Raw genomic sequence first — 16,271 nt, forward strand, 5'->3', positions numbered from 1 at the left:
TCAGCGGGCTGAAATTGCGACCGGACCGAGCTGCCCGATCCGCGCCTGGCAAGTCCGGACATCCTGAAGGCCGACGGGGCCGAGCCGGGCCCCAGTGATCAACACCTCCCCGGCCCTGAGTGGCGCGCCGCGCGATGCGGCATGGTCAACCAGCCAGCAAAGCGCCTCCAATGTCTGCTCAGTCGTGGGAGAATTGGGCTTGAGCGGCACGTCCTGCCCCGCCAGCGACAGGTCGAACGAGAGATCCGCGAATTCCAGCCCGGACCAGCCTGTCATCGGAGCTCCGAGGACGACGGCAGCGCAGCCCTGCAGATCGGCGAGACGGTGCAGATCGGGGGCGCTTTCCGGAGCCGCGAAACGGCTGGAGAGAAGCTCGACCGCAGGATGTACGCTGGCGATGCAATCGGCGAAGTTCGTAGGATTCAGGGCTCTGCCCAGCCCCAGCGGATCCTCCTTGAAACGCACTGCGATCTCGACTTCCGCAAGACAGCCGTTCAGGAAGGCGGCATCGAAAAGTGCGGGCGCCTCGACGAAGAACGGCGCCGGAATGGGCGAGCATCGCGCCGCCCCTTCGCGCAAGGGCGAGACCTTCCAGCCGCCGCGCGCGCCAAGCGCCCGGATGACGGCGTCCTGGATGGCATAGGCTTCCGCCACCGTGGCAGGACCGGGGTCTGGCAACGCAGCCAGCCGCACGCCGTCGCCAATGGCATGCGATAAGGAGGCCGCAGCGGCTTCGATCACGTTGATGGGGTTGTGCATCGTCATCTTCCTCACCGCCGGACCTTCCTCACCGCCATGAACGCGAGCGCACGAACAGCATCATCGCGCCGACGACGATGGCGTTGAGCAGGCACATGATGGTCGAGAAGGCCGCCAGCAGGCCGAAGCTTCCGGTTTCCCAGATTGTCAGGATGGCGAAGCCGATGACCGGTGTGCCGACGCCGGCGAGCAGGGCCGAGGCGGAGAGGTCGCCCATCATATGAACGAAGACCAGGGTCCAGCCCGCCGCGAAGCCAGAGAGCGCAATCGGGAACACGATCCTGCGGATCGTCCGCCCCTCGCCGGCGCCGGCGATATAGGAAGCCTCGCGCAGATCGGTGCCGACCTGCGTCAGCGCCGAGGCCGCAGCGATCGATCCCGGCGGGATGTACATGACGATGAAGGCGATCAGCAGGATGGTCAGCGTGCTCGACAGGAAGAACGGCGCGCCGCTGAACGTGATCAGGAAAGCAAGCGAGATCACGAGATTGGGGATGGTCGCCGGCGACTTGATGACGAGATCGACGACCTTGCCGGTGACCCCGCCACGGAAGGACGAATAGATCGCAGTGAGGATGGCGATGAACATCGCGATGGTTGCGCCGGTGCCGGCAAGCAGCAGGCTGTTGCGGAATGAGGCGAAGGTCACCCGGTTGACGAAGAGCACCTGCTCGAAATGGAACAGTGTGAATTTCGAGGGGTCGATGACCGGCGACCAGAAGCGCTGGACCGCGACCAGCAGCAGCGCTGCCATCGGCAGCACCGAGGCCATGGCGATGTAGAGCCACATCAGGACTCGCGCCGGCATCCGCCAGCGGCCGAGCGGCAGCAGCGAGGCCCCGCCGGCCCGGCCGCCGACCGTGACGAAGTTGCCGGAGGACGAGATCTTCCTCTGCAGGAACCAGAAGCCGAGCACGACCAGTAGCATGATCAGGCCGAGCAATTGCGCGTCGGCGAGCTTCGGCGGGTAGTCCTTGACCAGCAGGTGCACGATTTGCGTCGGCAGCACGCTGATTTCCGCCGTGGTCGCGATGATCGCAGGGATCGAGTAGGTGCCGAGGCCGGAAATCACGACCAGCAGGCAGGAGCCGGCCAGGGCCGGCATGATCGCCGGCAGGGACACCCGGAAGAGCGTCCGCAGGATACCGGCGCCGCTGATGCGCGAGGCCTCCTCCAGCGCCGGGTCGAGGTTCTTGATCGCGGCCGAGACCACGAGATAAGCATAAGGCACGCCGTGGATGGTGTAGACCCAGATCAGCCCGAACCAAGTGTAGATATTGACCTGGAAGACGTCCGGCCCGAGCAGCCAGCCGAACAGTCCGTTCATCAGGCCGACATTCGGCGCGGCGATGAAGACCCAGCCGATCGTCAGCGCGACGCTGGGCAGAAGCAGGGGGATGACCGGCAGGATGGTGCCGAAGACGCCAAGGCTCGCATCCGTCCGCTCGTTCAGCCAGGCGAAGATCGCCCCGACCGCCACTGCCAGCACGGTGCTGATACCGACAGCGATCAGGGTGTTGCCCAGGACGGGCAGAAGCCAGGGCTGCTCCAGCAGCGAGGAGACCGCCGCGACATTGGGTACGCCGCCGGGCAGGAGCGTGCTGAGGAACATCCGGCCCAGCGGAAAGACGATCAGCAGAGCCAGCACCAAAAAGCACAGCCCGGTCAGGAGATTGAGCGGTTGCAAGATCCTGGGCAGGCGCCCTCTGCCCGCTTCCATGCCGGTGTGATCCTGCATCATGGCGATATGGCCCTCGTCGCCTCGGGATGCCGGATCAGGCGCAGCGCTGCGGGCTTGATCGACAGCCAGGCCGTATCGCCCTCGGCGAAGCCGCGCAGCGCGTCGTCATGGGACCAGACGCGGAAAGTGTGGTCCTCAGCGCTGACGACATATTCGGTATAGGCCCCGGAGAAGAGCTGCGCCTCGATCCGCACCGGCACCGTGTTCTGGGCCTGCCCGGCCGGAGCCGCGGCATTGAGGCTGATCTTTTCCGGCCGCAGCACGAGCTGGACCGCCGAGCCCGGCGCGAAATGCGGCTCCGCAGCCCCTACCTCGAACGGGCCGAACCGGGTCTCGACCACGATCCTCCCCTCGGTGATGGAGCGGACATGGCCATCGAGGAAATTGCTGACGCCGACGAAATTCGCGACGTAGTGATTGGTCGGCTCCTCGTAGACGCGCCTTGGCGTATCGAGCGCCGCGATCCGGCCGGACTGAAGCACGGCGACGCGATGACCAAGCTCCATCGCCTCGGCCTGGTCATGTGTCACGTAGAGGCCGGAGAAGCCGATCTGCCGCTGCATCCGCTTCAGCTCGAAGCGTAGTTGGTTGCGCACCTGCGCATCGACATTGGAGAGCGGCTCGTCGAACAGCACGACCGAGGAATTGGAGACGAGCGCGCGGGCCAGCGCCACCCGTTGCTGCTGCCCGCCGCTGATCCGGCCCGGATATTGCCCTTCCAGGCCGCCGACGCCGACGAGTTCCAGCGCCTGGCTGACGCGCCGGGCGATCTCGGCCGCCGGGAGCTTGTGTCCCTCCAGCGGATAGCCGACATTCTGCGCCACCGTCATATGCGGCCACAGGGCATAGGACTGGAAGATCATGCTGAGGCGCCGCTGGTCGGGCGGCACGAAGATCCCCTTGGCGGATGAGAACACCACCCGTCCATCGATGACGATCTCGCCCTCATCCGGTGTTTCGAGGCCAGCGACGCAGCGCAGCAGCGTGGTCTTGCCACAGCCGCTGGGGCCGAGCAGGACAACGAGTTCGTTCTGCGCCACGGTGAGGCTGATACTGTCGACGGGGACGATTGTGGCGCCGCCAGCGCGTCGATAACGCTTGGTGACATTGGAAATCTGGATGCGGTCGGTCATCGGCGCGGGAAACCTGTCCTGCGGAATAGGGATCGGGTCGCGAGAGGGATCAGGGCTTCAGCCCGAACTGCGCCATGATCTCGCGCTGCTGCTCGGCGCTCAGCGTGTCGTTCGAGCCGACATGCTGGGGCGAAAGCGCGGGGCATTGCGTGCCGGCAGGCGGCTCCACATTGGGAACACTCAGATTCTTGCAGATCAGCGCCGCGCTGTCCCGGCCGAGTTTCCAGTTGACGTAGAGGCGAGCCGCATTGGGATGAGGCGCCTTGTCCGGGATGGCGATGCCTTGCTCGAGGCCGTGCGACGGCCCCTCCGGTGTATAGACGACCAGCGGTGCGCCCTGCGCCCTGACGTCGGCGCTATGGCTCTGCACCGTCGGCACCACGATCTGGAATGCGCCGGCCGCGACCTGCTGCGCGCCCGACGTGCCCGTGCCGACGACCTTGAACTGGTTGGCGATCACGCCCTTGACCCAGGCGTCGCCATAGGTCTCGCGCATGTTGATCAGCCAGGACACGACATTGGTCGAGATCTTCGGATCGACCAGCGCGATCTTGCCCTTCCAGCGCGGGTCGGCGAGCCCGGCCCAGCTCTTGAGATGGTTCGCGATATCCGCCTTGGACACCAGGCTCGAATTGTAGCTGACCGCGTGCGGCACGATCTCGGCGACGGCATAATTGCCGTTCTTGGCAGGCACGCGCAGCGCCTTCACATTCGGCACCAGTTCCGGCGTCAGCGCCCGGAACAGCTCCGGCTGCTGCTGGTAGAGCTGGGTGGAGCCGGAGAACAATACGTCGGCGGTGTAGATCTTGGCATTCTGCTCGCCGACGAAACGCGTGAATAGCGTCGTGGACGGGAAGCGGAGCCACTCCATCTTGATGCCGGGGTAGACCTTCTCGAACTGAGCGGCGATCTCCTGCATCTCGGCATCGATGGCGGAGGTGTAGATCGTGAGCTTGCCTTCCGCCTTGGCGGCGGCAACCACCTCCGCGGAGATTTCGGCCTGGGCTGCCGCGGGCAATGCGTAGCCGAAGGGAAAGACCGTAACGATGGACGCGACGAGAACGGCGCGCAGAAGGGCTGCGGTCTTCATCTCAGGCATTTCCTCCACATGCGCGCTTGGCCGCGCTTGGCTCATTTTGAAGGCAGCCTGAGGCAGTCGTTATAAAAAAGCGAATTCAAAATTTTGCGTAGGAGATCGAAAATTTCTATACCCATGAGCAAAGCGAGGAAGGCGTGGTGATGCTCGACAGCCGGCGGTTGGCCTATTTCATCAATGCCTGCGAGAAGGGCTCGTTGACGGGCGCGGCCAGTGCTTCATCCGTGACCCAACCCGTTTTGACCTACCACATCGCCGAACTCGAAAAGGCGGTTGGCGAGCGCCTGCTTCATCGGCGCCCCGATGGCGTCGAGCCTACTGAGGCGGGCATCGTGCTGCTCGCCCATGCCAAGCGCGTGATGGAGGCCATGCGCGCGACCGAGCAGGCGATGCGAGAGCGCAAGAGCCAGCCGACCGGGATCGTCACCGTCGGATTGCTCGCCTCGATCGCGACCTCCGTCGCTCCACGAATCGCGCGCGAATGCAGGGAGCGCTTTCCGGGAATCCAGCTCAGGCTCAGCGAGGGGACCAGCCTCTTTCTGCGCAAAGGCATCGACGACGGCATCTTCGATCTCGCGGTGAACCTGCGTGAGCGCGGCGGCATTTCGGCGCAATCGATTCTGTTCGAAGACCTCTATGTCTTCGCACGCCCGAATCTGATCGATCTGAGGAAGCCGACCATCGCCTTGGCCGACGTGCTCCAACATAAGCTCTTGCTGCCGCCGCGCGGGCATGTCGTGCGTGAATTGGTCGAGGATGCTGCTCGGAAGCATGGGCTGACGATTAGGCTCGAAGCGGAGGTGGAAGGGTTGCCGACACTCAAGAGTCTGATCCGGGACGCACTCGCCCCGGGCATTCTGGGTTATGGCTCGATCAAGTCCGATTTCGACGACGGCCGCTTCCAGGGCGCAAAAATCGTGAAGCCCGGCATTCAGCGCGAGCTGGTGCTGGATGAGGGAGAGAATGTTAGATTTCCAAAGGTCATTACCGAGTTGAAGGGCATTGTTGTGAGAGCGATACGCGAATTATCTCAATAATATCCGAAAATTGTCAGCGGTCTGTAAGTTTTACTTGCTTACCATTTCTAATTTTGACGTTGGAAACGAAAATTTCATCGAGTTCGAGCGAAGCATTCGGTCCAAACTGATGCCGACCGCGCACGGCGTCGATTCTGGTTTTGCAATGTCCGCTTTCTGGTGACCTTCCAATTTCCGCTATCGGCGCATCCTGTGCGGCTAGCCGAACCTGACAAGGTGCAGCGTCAGCAGCGATCCGCCCGGGAACTGGACGAGGCGCGCGCCGATCGTAAGCGGCCCAAGATCAACTCCGCAAAGGGGATGTCGAGGCTTTCGCTCCTTCGGGACCTCGGACTGTGACTTAACCTGCGTGGACTCTTCAGATCGCCTTCGATCGCGATACCATCGACGACAAGACCTGCTGGAACCAAGCTGGCCGGCCGAAATCGCTACCTCATCTTGCTGATTCCTTTTGGAAACCAGCGTCAGAACAGCCCGACCTGCAGCGAAACTGAGTGAGGCCTACCCTTTTTCGCCGACTCACAGCCTGGCGTGGGCTGGGGAATAGCTGGCAGAGGGGAGGCGATCAGCTCGCCGGACGAACCTCCTCGGCGAGCGCATGATGATGCCCGTCCTCCGAGGAGTGCGGTCAGGGCGAGGGCAGCGCCCCGGCTTCGAGCGCAAGGAGCGCGAAGGTCGCGAGCCAATGCTCGCCCATATAGTCGCCGGCGATATGCGGCAGCCCGGCGGCCAGATGGCGTTCGGCTGCTTCGGTGGCAACCACACGCCGTGGGTCGTCGGCTGGCAATGCTCCCGCCAGCGCGCGCCAGCACCAGGCCCGGCCGAGGTTCAGTCCATCGAGATGAGCGATCTTGCCGTCGCTGCGGTCGCTGACCGAGGCCGGCGTAAACAGAGTGGGCGGCTGATGCTGCTCGATGCGAGGCAGGAAGCGACTGAACCAGAGCTGGAACGTCTCCGGTGCCAGAAGGCGGCGCATGCATTCGGCTTCGATCAGCGCCGATGACTGGAAATCGTCGCCGCTCGGCTCGCCCCAGGCAGGACAATCGACATCCTCGGCATACCAGCGCAGGGCGGTCTCGCGCAGCAACGTGGCCAGTGCCGCGTCCTGCGTGGCGTCGGCATAGTCGGCGGCCATCCTCAATCCAAAGGCCGTGTTGAAATGCGTACCGACGCGGACCGGATAGGTTGCCAATGGCAGGAAGTCGCGGAAGCGCTGGGCGAAGGCCTCGGCAAGCGGTGCGAGCGTGGCGGACCAGTCGCGGCCTGGCAAGAGCGTGAGTTCGGCTGCGAGCTTCAGGAGCCAGGCCCAGCCATAGGGGCGCTTGAAGCCCCGCGTCGTCGGCTGGGCGAGATAGGCGCATTCGGCGGCGACCTTGTCGGGCGTGAACTGGGCGTCGAACAGCGCCGCGATCTCGGTGGCTGCCGCCGTATCGGGAAAACGCCTGAGCACGCGGGCCAGCAGCCAGTAGCTGTGGACGCAGGAATGCCAATCGTAGCTGCCATAGAAGATCGGGTGGAGCTCGCGCGGCGTGCGGGCATCCTGCGGACCGGCCAGCACATGGTCGGGCTTGTTGGGATATTCGCGCCCGACATGGCCGAGCGCGATCCGAGCGAAGCGCTCTGCAAGTTCGACGGTCAGTTCATTCGGCACTGTCGACACGTTCTGTCTCCATGACGGGGCTGGGATTGCGGATAGTGATGAGCCATTCGATCAGCAATGGCAGCAGATAGATCGGTAGCTGGGTCGCTGCGAAGAAAAGCGACATCGGCGAACTGAGGCTGGCTCCGAGGCCTGACCAGACCAGGCCGACATTGCGATTGCCGAGAGTCAGGCCGACAGTCAGCCGTTGACGAAGCGAGCCCGGCGTCAGGGCGATGCCGAGGGTCTGCATGACGAGATTGGCGGCGAAGGCCAGCGCCACGCAAAGCAGTGTCAGTTCGGGCTGGGCCCGGATCTGCGACTGGACGCCGGCCATCGTAGAGAGTGCGAAGACGACGAGCGACAGGACGGCGCCGCCATCGACCAGCCTGCCGGCGCGCTGGAGCGATCGCATGGCGTAGCGGCGGACGAGCAGGGCGATGATCGCCGCCGAGCCAACCAGAAGGGCGAGGCGTACGCCCAAGGCGAGTGGATCGATCGCGACGTTTCCGATCGCGCGCGCGACCAGCGGCACTGTCACTGGAGCCAGCGCCATCGAGAGCAGCGTGACGACGAGTGGTCCTGCATCGTCGAGGCCCAGCATGCGGGCAACAGCGGCGGTTCCACCGGAAGGGGGCGCTGCGCAGGCGAGAACGAGCGCGATCGCAAGCTCCGGGGGCAGGCCGAGGAGCTGTGCGCTTGCGGCTGCCAGCAACGGGCAGGCAAGCATGACGGCAGCCGGCAGGATCAGCGGCCAGCCTGGCCTACGCAGGGCGGCTGCCAGTGCAGCGCCATCGACCCGCAGGAAGGAGCTCAGCACGATCACGAAGATTGCACCCGGCATGAGGGGCCGGGCAGCTTCGGCGAGTGCGGGAACGGCGAGGCCGAGGCCGACGCCAAGCGCCAGGAGCAACGGGCCGCGCGGCTGCGGCAGTGATCGCGGAAAGAACCAAGACATGATCGCGTCCGGAAGGATATCTGAAGGGACCTATGTCGGTTCGCTCATCATTGTGGAAATCGATTATTGGAATAACTATCATTGTTCCTATGAATTTAGCGGCGATCGATCTCAATCTGCTGGTCGCTTTCGAGGCCTTGCTCGAGGAGCGGCATGTCACGCGCGCGGGGCAGCGGATTGGGTTGGCTCAGCCCTCGATGAGCAGCGCGCTCGCGCGGCTGCGACTCCTGTTCGACGACGAGATCCTGATCCGGACGGCGGCCGGAATGCGTCCGACAGCAAAGGCGCTGACGCTGGCGCCGGCCGTCAGTGAGGCGCTCGGCCTGCTGCGAAGTGCGCTGCAGCCGCAGACGATATTCGATGCCGCGAGCGCTCGCCATCGCTTCACCATCGCCGTAACTGATTATGGCGATCTCGTGGTCGTGCCCGCGTTGGTTTCCCTGCTGCGCAATGAAGCTCCCGGCGTGGACCTGACCGTTCGCCCGATCACCGACGCCGCAGATGCCTTGGCGATGCTGGAGCGCGGCGAAATCGACGCCTTGGTCGGCGGGCATCTGGCGTCCTCGCGGCATTGCCTTCGCATGCGACTGTTCGAGGAGCATTTCGTCTGCGTGCGTGATGCGGGCGCGGAGCTAGGCAGCCTCGACGCAGCCGCCTATCTGGCTAGGCCGCATGTTCTGTTCTCTGCCATCGGCGGCGATGGCTCGGCGGGCGCGGTCGACCAGTTTCTGGCGGCGCGCGGCCTGCAGCGGCGCGTTGCTGTGACCTTGCCCCACGTCGTCGCCGTGCCGTTCGCGGTCGCCGGCAGCGATCTCATCGCGACGATGGCGGAACGGATTGCCCGACGCTTCGCTCAGAGCGCAGGCGTCGCCATCGAGCCGGTGCCATACCCGGTCGCGCCCTTCGATATCGACCTCGTCCTGCGGCGGAAGGGCGAGAGTGATCCGGCTATCGCCTGGCTCGCCGGCTTGATCCGGCGCGCCGTGGCGAGCTGACGGCGTCGGCTCTCAGCCTTCGGCAAGACCCGAGGCGATGATGGTTCCAAAGCCAGCGGACGATATGCGCGAATTCGCGGGCGCGGGCGTCGCGGTCGGCGTGGGTGAAACGCTTGTCACGATCGAAGTTGCGAGCGTCGAGATCAGTGATGCTCGTCACCTGGTTCCAGGCTGCCCTGCCGCCACGGATGAGGTCGAGCGACGCGAATAGCCGCGCGACGTGGAACGGGTGAGGATAGCTCGTCGAGGCGGTGCCGACGAGGCCGATCCGGCTCGGCAGATCGCGATTCCCCCGTAACGCAACAGCTATGGTTGCAGACCGAGGAGCCGCCCCAGCCGAAGAACGACTGTCGTGCCGATGGCCAAAGCGATCGCGAAGACCCACCCCGAGGCGGCGCCGGCCGAAATCCCCGATAACAACGTGCCAACGGTACAGCCGAGGCCGATGACGGTGCCCCAGCCGAGCAGACCGCCGCCGACAAGTCCACGTAGCGCCTGAGTGGCCGTCGGCCAACGGGGTTTGAATTCACCTGCGGCCAATGCTGCGATCAGGGCTGCTGCGACGAGGCCGATGATGAACAGCCCGTTCGGAGTCAGCAGCGCGTCACGGACGACGGTGGCACAGCCACGGAAGCCGTCGAGGCCTTCCAGCCTCGACGGCAGGAATTCGAAGGCACCGGCGAGCTGGCGCGAGCGCGAGCCGATCTCTGCCGTCACCCCAAGCGGGGACAGGCGCAGATAGGCTGCGACCCCGATCAGGCCGACGAGCAGGCCGCCCAGCCAGGCCGGCCAACGCTGCTCGAAAATGCTGGCGAGCGGGTTCTGCGAGAGGGCTGGCTGCGCGGGGGAGTTGTTCCGGCGCAGCAGGAACCACGCGAGCGCTCCCAGAACGACGAGGGGGGCCATCAGCGCGCCGCCATAGCCGAGATGGCGAGGCAGCCACAGCACCGGCGCGTCTGCGATCGTCCAGAGATAAAGCGCATTCCAGCTCTGGAACCCCAAGATAAATCCGCCGACTGCGCCGATCAGCGCGAAAGGCGCCGTCGGGGAGCCTTCACCGAGACGATAGAGATGGGCGCTGAGGCAGGAGCCGGAAATCGCCATGCCCGCACCGAAGGCGAGGCCCGCAAACACGAGCGCGAGGCTGACCGGCCCGATATGGGCGGTCGGGGGCAGGCGCGAGCCTGACGGGTCCGGCAGCCAGGCGCCGAAGATCAGCGTATAGCCGGTGATGCCGACAGCGAGCGCCGTGACAATGCCGAGCAGGCCGCGCGGATCGCGCCGGTCGAGCCAGTCGCGCCAGATGCAGAGAAAGCAGAAGCGCGAGCGCTGGATCACGAAGCCGAAGGCGGCGCCCAGGATCAGGGACAATTGCAGTTGCGGTGCAGGGTCGCCATGGCGGCCGATGGCGACGATCGCCAGGGCGAGCGCGGCGGTAAAACCGAGTGCCGTCAGGATGCTCCGGGATGAGCCGGAGGCGGGTTCGGCCGCGGCGGCCGGGGCCGCCATGGCTGCTTCGCGGGCGCGCTGGTAATCCAGTGCGCCGCTTTCTTCAGAAAGGCTCATCAGCGCAGAGGCCGCTTACTTGCCGCCCCACACGGTGCCGGCGGGATTGCTGATCGGCAAGCCCACGGTGTTGCCGTACTCGGTCCAGGATCCGTCATAGTTGGCCACCTGATAGCCCAGCACGCGCGAAAGGATGAACCAGGTGTGGCTGGAGCGCTCGCCGATGCGGCAGGTCGTGATCACCGGCTTGGAGCCGTCGATACCGACATTGGCGTAGAGCTTCTTCAGCTCCTCCGGCGATTTCAGCGTGCCGTCGGCCTGGTTGACCGCCTGGGCCCAGGGCACGTTGACGGAACCGGGGATATGGCCGGCGCGCAATGCAAGCTCCTGGAAGCCGGCCGGCGCGATGATCTTGCCGGAGAACTCGTCGGCCGAGCGGATGTCGAGCACGCGTGCGTCGGACTTCTTCTCGACGGTGGCGACGACATCGGCGAGGCGGGCGCGCAGCTTGCGGTTGGGCTCGGCGACGGTGAAGGCGGAAGCCTTGACCGCCAGGGGATTTGTCGAGACTGGGCGCTTTTCGAGCTCCCATTTCTTGCGGCCACCATCGAGCAACTTCACGTTGTCGCGCAGGCCGTAGATATCGAAGACCCAGGCGCCCCAGGCGGCAAACCAGTTGTTGCTGTCGCCGTAGAGGACGATCGTGACGTCCTTGTCGAGGCCGAGTTTGCGGGCGAGGGCCTGGAACTTTTCCGGTTTGGCGATGTCGCGCTCAACCGTATCGACGAGATCGGTGTGCCAAACAATATTCTGCGCGCCCGGGATATGCCCGCGCTCGTAAAGGCCGGGCTCCATGCTGACTTCGACGATCCGAACCTTCGGATCGCTCAGGTTCTTCTCCAGCCAATCGGTGGTGACGAGCGGCCCCGAGTTGGCGAGCGCGGCACCGCCCAGCAGCAATGTCGCTACCAGTGAGAGGGCGCTCTTTCGCAGGCGGGACAGGGCAGACATGGCGCGATCTCCGTGAAATGGGAACTTTGCCATGATTTCGCCACAGGCGGCCGGGTGGAAGCCGAATGAGATTTTTTTGTTCAGTGTCGGCGGGGAAAGAAAAGTCGTACGACCTTGGTTTAAGAAAATAACACTGTCTATTGGCGACAGCACAGGCCGAAGCCTTTGCCGGGCGTCTTCAGGCCCGGTCGGCTCTCACGATGATGGGGGCGGTGGTGCAGGCATCCGCCGATGCGGATGACGAAGCCCTAGACGAGATTGGCCAAGCGAAAGGTTGGGTCTCGATCCGAGCCGCCGGGCTTGCCTTTGCGCCAACCGAGTTCGCGGGCATAGCTCCCCAACAACCCACGTTCAGCCAGCTCGCTTTCAGCCGGTACGGAGATCGGCTCGGCGACGGGGCTGACATAAAGCGCGTCGACAGGACAGTAGACTTCGCAGAGAAAGCACGTCTGGCAGTCCTGCTGTCGCGCGATGATCGGCGCTTTCTCAGGCACGGCTTCGAAGACGTTCGCGGGACAAGCCTTCACGCAGATGTCGCAAGCGACACAGCGCTCATCCGACAGCAATTCGATCATCAGGCGACCTGTAGCGATCTGGCGGATGGTGGGAGCATCGCGGTCGAGCGGGTGGCGTTCAACAGGGCGGCTCCGTCCAGTTGAGTCCGCCGGGCGTCCCCATCGAGGCCGGGCGGCCGATCGAGGCGCCGATGCATGCCGCGCGCTTCGTCGCGCATCAGCCCGGCCGTATAGGCAAGCCGCCCTGTGAAGGTCAGGGCAGCCGCCTCGCGTTGCCGCAGCGAGCCGGATGGATCGAGGCCATTGCCGCCGCCGAGTGACGCGCGCGCATCCGCCCAGGCGAGATCGAGCCGATCGAGCGAGCGCGTCAGGCCGGTTGCCGTGCGGAAGAAATTGCGGTCGAGCGGCAGCATTTCGGATTGGACGAAGCGCGTCAGTTCAAGAGCGTCCAGCCTGTCGGCGGCGCCTTCCGGACGCAGCCCGACGGAGCCGAGCGCCCGCGACGGCGCATCGACATGGTTCTGGCCGAGCCCATGCGCGAAGGATTGCGCCGCCCGACCGGCGGCGACACCGGTCGCGATGGCCCAGCCGGCATTGGGGCCGCCGCCTCCTGTCGTCGCGCCGGCGAGGTCCTGCCGATCCAGCGTATCGCCTGCGGCATAGAGGCCGGGAATTCCGGTCGCACCGCTTTCATCTGCGCGAATGCCTCCGGTACCGCGTACGGTTCCTTCGCAGCGCAGGTCGACACGGAAGCGCTGCGTGAAGGGGTCGATGCCGAGGCGGTCGAACGGCAGGAAGCAGTTCGGCTGACCGCGACGCAAGGCGTCCTGAATGGCCGGGCTCGCCTGGTCGAAGACCGCGAAGACCGGCCCGTCCGCCATGGCGGTTGCGAGCGGCGGATAGCGATCGGCCACGGAGGCGGGGATCGGCGTCCCGTCCTCCCGAAAGAAGCTGGCGAATGTGAAGGAGATGCCCTTGTTCACCGCGCTTCCGAGCGGGGCGATGCCGTACTGCGCCGAGAACTCCATGCCTGAGAAGGAAACACCTGCCTCCGCGCCCATCAGATAGGCGTCCCCGGTCAGTCCGGTCGAACCGAGAATGCGGTCTCCGAAGGCGCAGCCGCCGGTCGCGAGGACGACCGCTCCCGCCCGAACGGTCCACGCCGTGCCGCTCTGGCGCGCGACCCCGTTCGCACCGCCGATGCGATCGCCGACCGCGAGCAGCTCCAGCGCCGGGTGGTGGTCCAGGATCCTGACGCGGGCGAGCAGGAGCTGCCGCCGCATGAAGCGCATGTAGTCGGGGCCGCGAAGATTGGCGAGATAGGGGTTTCCCGCATCGTCGACGGGGAAGGCATAGCCCCACTCGGCCAGCAATTTGATGTGCTCGGTCGCCACGTCGACGACGCGCCCCATCCGCTCGCCATTGCCGAGGCCGCAGGCGCGGCCCAGCCGGCGTTCCACGAGCGCATCGCGCCGCTTCCGGTCCGTCGCGAACCAGGAGCCCGTCGTCGACGGTGCTGTCGCGCCGCTGGTACCGACATAGCCCTTGTCCACCAGCACGACCGAGGCACCGGCCAGCGCTGCGGTGAGGGCCGACCAGCAGGCGGCAGGGCCGCCGCCGATGATCAGCACGTCCGCGGCGAGCGCGAGATCGCTCGCCGGCTCCTGTCGACCGGCCATCTCAGTTGGTCAGGGCTTTGCCGTCCGCGGCGTAGCGCGTCCAGTAGGTGGCGAGCCCGAGCTCCTTGAGCGCGGCGTCGAGATATTTCGGCTCGAACCAGTCGTCGACGCTGACCTCGCGGCGGATCAGCCCGAACTCCTTCGATTGCGTGACGCGGGTGCGGTACTGCTCGACGATGAAGGGGTCGATCAGCGGCGAGTGACGGAACGCCAGCGGATCGGGGGCGAGATCGGCCCGGAGGATCGATTCCGGCGTTCCCGACTTCGCCCAGAGCGCGATCAGCGGCTCGCGGTTCTTCTCTTCGGAGGACCATTGCGCGGCTTTCACGAAAGCCTTGACGACCCGCGCGGTCACATCCGGGTGAGCCTTCTCGAACTCCTCGGTGACGAAGGTCGAGCCGGTGCGCCCGAAGACAGGATTGTCCTGATTGCTGTTGTAGGGAATGTCGATCAGCCCCTGTTCCTGCAAGCGGATGAAGCTGGTGTCGCCGAAGGCGGCATCGACATCCTTGCTGGCAAGAGCCGCATTGGCGGCGCTGGCGTCGAGATTCACGATCGACACCGACTTGTCCGACAGCCCGTGCGCGGCGAGGACCTTGACCGCGGACAGGTGGTTGTTGGTGCCGAGCTGCAGCGCGACCTTGCGACCCTTCAGGTCTTCGATCGACCTGATGGGCGAGCCCTTCGGGACGGCGAGATAGACCGGCCTCCTGGTGCCTCCGACCAGCAACAGCTTTGTCTTCAGCCCGTTCGCCCTGCCGATGATCGAGGGCAGGTCGCCCTGCGACGCGAAATCGAGCTGCTTGTTGGCCAGGGCCTCGTTCACCGCGGGGCCGGCTCCGCGGAAGAAGTACCATTCGAGCTTGATGTTGGGGTCGTTCCTGAACTCCTCCTCGAGGAAGCCGCCGGCATGGGCGCTTGCCCAGGTGTTGCCGCTGGCGAACTGGCGGTTGTCCGTTCCGACGCCGGCATAGCCGAGTCGGATCACGAGCTGTTCCGCCGCATGGGCCGGGGCCCCGCCCAGCGCGAGAGCGGCGAGAAGCGCGAGGATGCTCTTCGCGAGCGTGCGTTTCATGATGATCGTTCCCTGATTGCGACTGCGGTCAGCGCGAGGCGCTCTGCGCAGGCAGCGGCTTTCCGTCGGGGCCGTAGGTCGTCCAGTAGGTTTCGAGGCCCTGTTCCTTCAGGGCGTTCGCGAGGTATTTCGGCTCGAACCAGTCCGAGACGTCGATCTCGCGGCGGATCAGGCCGAAATCCTTGGCGAGTTTCGCCTGCACCTCGAAATGCGCGCGGATATAGGGGTCGATCAGCGGGCTGTTGCGGTATTTGAGCGGGTCGCCCTCGAAATCGGCCTCGTAGACCGAGATTGGGGTGCCTGATTTCGCCCAGGCCGCGAAGAGCGCCTGCCTGTTGGCCTCGTCCGAGGACCAGCGCGCCGACTTCACGAGCGCGTTGACGACCTTCTGCACGACCTCCGGGTGAGCCTTCTCGAACTCCTCCCGAACGATCAGCGAATTGTTGCGCTGGAACGGCTTGTCCTGGCCGCGCGTGGTATAGATGAGCTTCCCGGTGCCGTCCTGGATGTTGCGCAGCAGGGCCGTGCTGCCGAAGATGCCGTCGATATTCTTAGTCGCGAGCGCCGCGACCTGGTCGGCCGGCGTCAGGCTCACCAGCTTGAAATCCTTCTCCGTCAGCTTTTCGGCATCGAGCACGCGGCTGATCGTGAGATGGCTGGAGACGCCGCGATGGATGCCGACCTTCAATCCCTTGAGGTCCGCGATCGACTTGATGTCGAGATCCGGCCGCGCCACCACATAGACCGGGGCATGAACGCCGTCGGCGGCGATGATCTTCGTCTTCACGCCGCTGGCGCGATGCACGATCGAGGGCAGGTCGCCGATCGAGACGATGTCGATCTGCCCGGTCGCCAGGGCCTCGTTCGCGGCCGGTCCTTCGCCGCGGAAGAAGACCCATTCCACCTTCACGTTCGGGTCCCCGGCGAATTCCTTCTCGTAGAAGTCGAGTGCGCGTGCCGTGGCGTTTGGCGAGCCCCCGACGAAGGGGCGGTTATCGGCGCCGATGCCGGCGAAGCCGATGCGCAGCGTGAGCGGGTCGGCGAAGGCCGGCGATGCCGCGGCCAGCGACAATGCCGCGACCAGGAGATGTGACAGGGGGCGTAACATAACTCGTCCTCTCGGAGGG

Annotated in this window: 15 protein-coding genes; 2 read left to right on the forward strand and 13 right to left on the reverse strand. The window is 65.3% G+C overall.

Features of this window, described 5'->3' with window-relative positions; all coding sequences use genetic code 11:
* Genes AB6806_RS26250 through AB6806_RS26265 form a run of 4 tightly spaced genes read right to left on the reverse strand, consistent with a single transcriptional unit; the run spans nt 1 to nt 4,723 of the window.
* Nucleotides 1-759 carry a hypothetical protein gene (locus tag AB6806_RS26250; RefSeq protein ID WP_370955917.1) on the reverse strand — a complete coding sequence of 253 codons (759 nt, stop codon included), beginning with the start codon at nt 757-759 and terminating at the stop codon, nt 1-3.
* Nucleotides 760-787: 28 nt separating this feature from the next.
* Nucleotides 788-2,500, reverse strand: coding sequence for an ABC transporter permease (locus AB6806_RS26255; RefSeq protein WP_370955919.1), 1,713 nt, complete (start codon nt 2,498-2,500; stop codon nt 788-790).
* Complete coding sequence (locus AB6806_RS26260) at nt 2,497-3,633, reverse strand: ABC transporter ATP-binding protein (RefSeq protein WP_370955921.1); 1,137 nt, start codon at nt 3,631-3,633, stop codon at nt 2,497-2,499. Before AB6806_RS26260 ends, AB6806_RS26255 begins: the two co-directional genes overlap by 4 nt.
* 49 nt (nt 3,634-3,682) lie before the next feature.
* Entirely contained in the window at nt 3,683-4,723 is a 1,041-nt protein-coding gene (locus AB6806_RS26265) for an ABC transporter substrate-binding protein (protein WP_370955922.1), read from the reverse strand.
* Nucleotides 4,724-4,872: 149 nt separating this feature from the next.
* Between AB6806_RS26265 and AB6806_RS26270 the strand changes: the two genes are divergently transcribed.
* The gene (locus AB6806_RS26270; RefSeq protein ID WP_370956085.1) at nt 4,873-5,766 is read left to right on the forward strand and encodes a LysR family transcriptional regulator; all 894 of its coding nucleotides are present in this window, start codon (nt 4,873-4,875) and stop codon (nt 5,764-5,766) included.
* 628 nt (nt 5,767-6,394) lie between these two features.
* Here the strand turns inward: AB6806_RS26270 and AB6806_RS26275 are convergent.
* Together AB6806_RS26275 and AB6806_RS26280 are read right to left on the reverse strand one after the other, a co-directional pair.
* Nucleotides 6,395-7,417: a DUF2891 domain-containing protein gene (locus tag AB6806_RS26275; RefSeq protein WP_370956087.1), complete on the reverse strand. Its 1,023-nt coding sequence runs from the start codon at nt 7,415-7,417 to the stop codon at nt 6,395-6,397.
* The gene (locus AB6806_RS26280) at nt 7,407-8,363 is read right to left on the reverse strand and encodes a hypothetical protein (RefSeq protein ID WP_370955924.1); all 957 of its coding nucleotides are present in this window, start codon (nt 8,361-8,363) and stop codon (nt 7,407-7,409) included. The genes AB6806_RS26275 and AB6806_RS26280 overlap by 11 nt, the downstream gene beginning before the upstream one ends.
* Nucleotides 8,364-8,395: 32 nt before the next feature.
* Between AB6806_RS26280 and AB6806_RS26285 the strand changes: the two genes are divergently transcribed.
* The gene (locus tag AB6806_RS26285; protein WP_370955926.1) at nt 8,396-9,358 is read left to right on the forward strand and encodes a LysR family transcriptional regulator; all 963 of its coding nucleotides are present in this window, start codon (nt 8,396-8,398) and stop codon (nt 9,356-9,358) included.
* On the opposite strand, the gene AB6806_RS26290 is transcribed toward AB6806_RS26285, so the two are convergent.
* The 7 genes from AB6806_RS26290 to AB6806_RS26320 all read right to left on the reverse strand — a co-directional run bounded on the left by AB6806_RS26290 (nt 9,312) and on the right by AB6806_RS26320 (nt 16,252).
* Nucleotides 9,312-9,743: an LLM class flavin-dependent oxidoreductase gene (locus AB6806_RS26290; RefSeq protein ID WP_370955928.1), complete on the reverse strand. Its 432-nt coding sequence runs from the start codon at nt 9,741-9,743 to the stop codon at nt 9,312-9,314. The two genes, AB6806_RS26285 and AB6806_RS26290, sit on opposite strands and share 47 nt — an antisense overlap.
* Entirely contained in the window at nt 9,665-10,924 is a 1,260-nt protein-coding gene (locus AB6806_RS26295; RefSeq protein ID WP_370955929.1) for a YeeE/YedE family protein, read from the reverse strand. Before AB6806_RS26295 ends, AB6806_RS26290 begins: the two co-directional genes overlap by 79 nt.
* A 15-nt stretch (nt 10,925-10,939) precedes the next feature.
* Nucleotides 10,940-11,866, reverse strand: a complete 927-nt coding sequence (locus AB6806_RS26300; RefSeq protein ID WP_370956088.1) for a sulfurtransferase — start codon at nt 11,864-11,866, stop codon at nt 10,940-10,942.
* A gap of 257 nt (nt 11,867-12,123) precedes the next feature.
* Complete coding sequence (locus AB6806_RS26305) at nt 12,124-12,450, reverse strand: 4Fe-4S binding protein (RefSeq protein ID WP_370955930.1); 327 nt, start codon at nt 12,448-12,450, stop codon at nt 12,124-12,126.
* Entirely contained in the window at nt 12,450-14,069 is a 1,620-nt protein-coding gene (locus AB6806_RS26310; RefSeq protein WP_370955931.1) for an FAD-binding protein, read from the reverse strand. The genes AB6806_RS26305 and AB6806_RS26310 overlap by 1 nt, the downstream gene beginning before the upstream one ends.
* 1 nt (nt 14,070) lies before the next feature.
* Nucleotides 14,071-15,144 (reverse strand): ABC transporter substrate-binding protein, encoded by a 1,074-nt coding sequence (locus tag AB6806_RS26315; protein WP_370955932.1) that lies wholly within the window; start codon nt 15,142-15,144, stop codon nt 14,071-14,073.
* Nucleotides 15,145-15,172: 28 nt separating this feature from the next.
* Nucleotides 15,173-16,252 carry an ABC transporter substrate-binding protein gene (locus AB6806_RS26320; protein ID WP_370955934.1) on the reverse strand — a complete coding sequence of 360 codons (1,080 nt, stop codon included), beginning with the start codon at nt 16,250-16,252 and terminating at the stop codon, nt 15,173-15,175.
* Between the last annotated feature and the right edge of the window lie 19 nt (nt 16,253-16,271).

It is taken from the genome of Allobosea sp. RCC_152_1, from assembly GCF_041360765.1.
Lineage (GTDB): Bacteria > Pseudomonadota > Alphaproteobacteria > Rhizobiales > Beijerinckiaceae > Allobosea > Allobosea spartocytisi.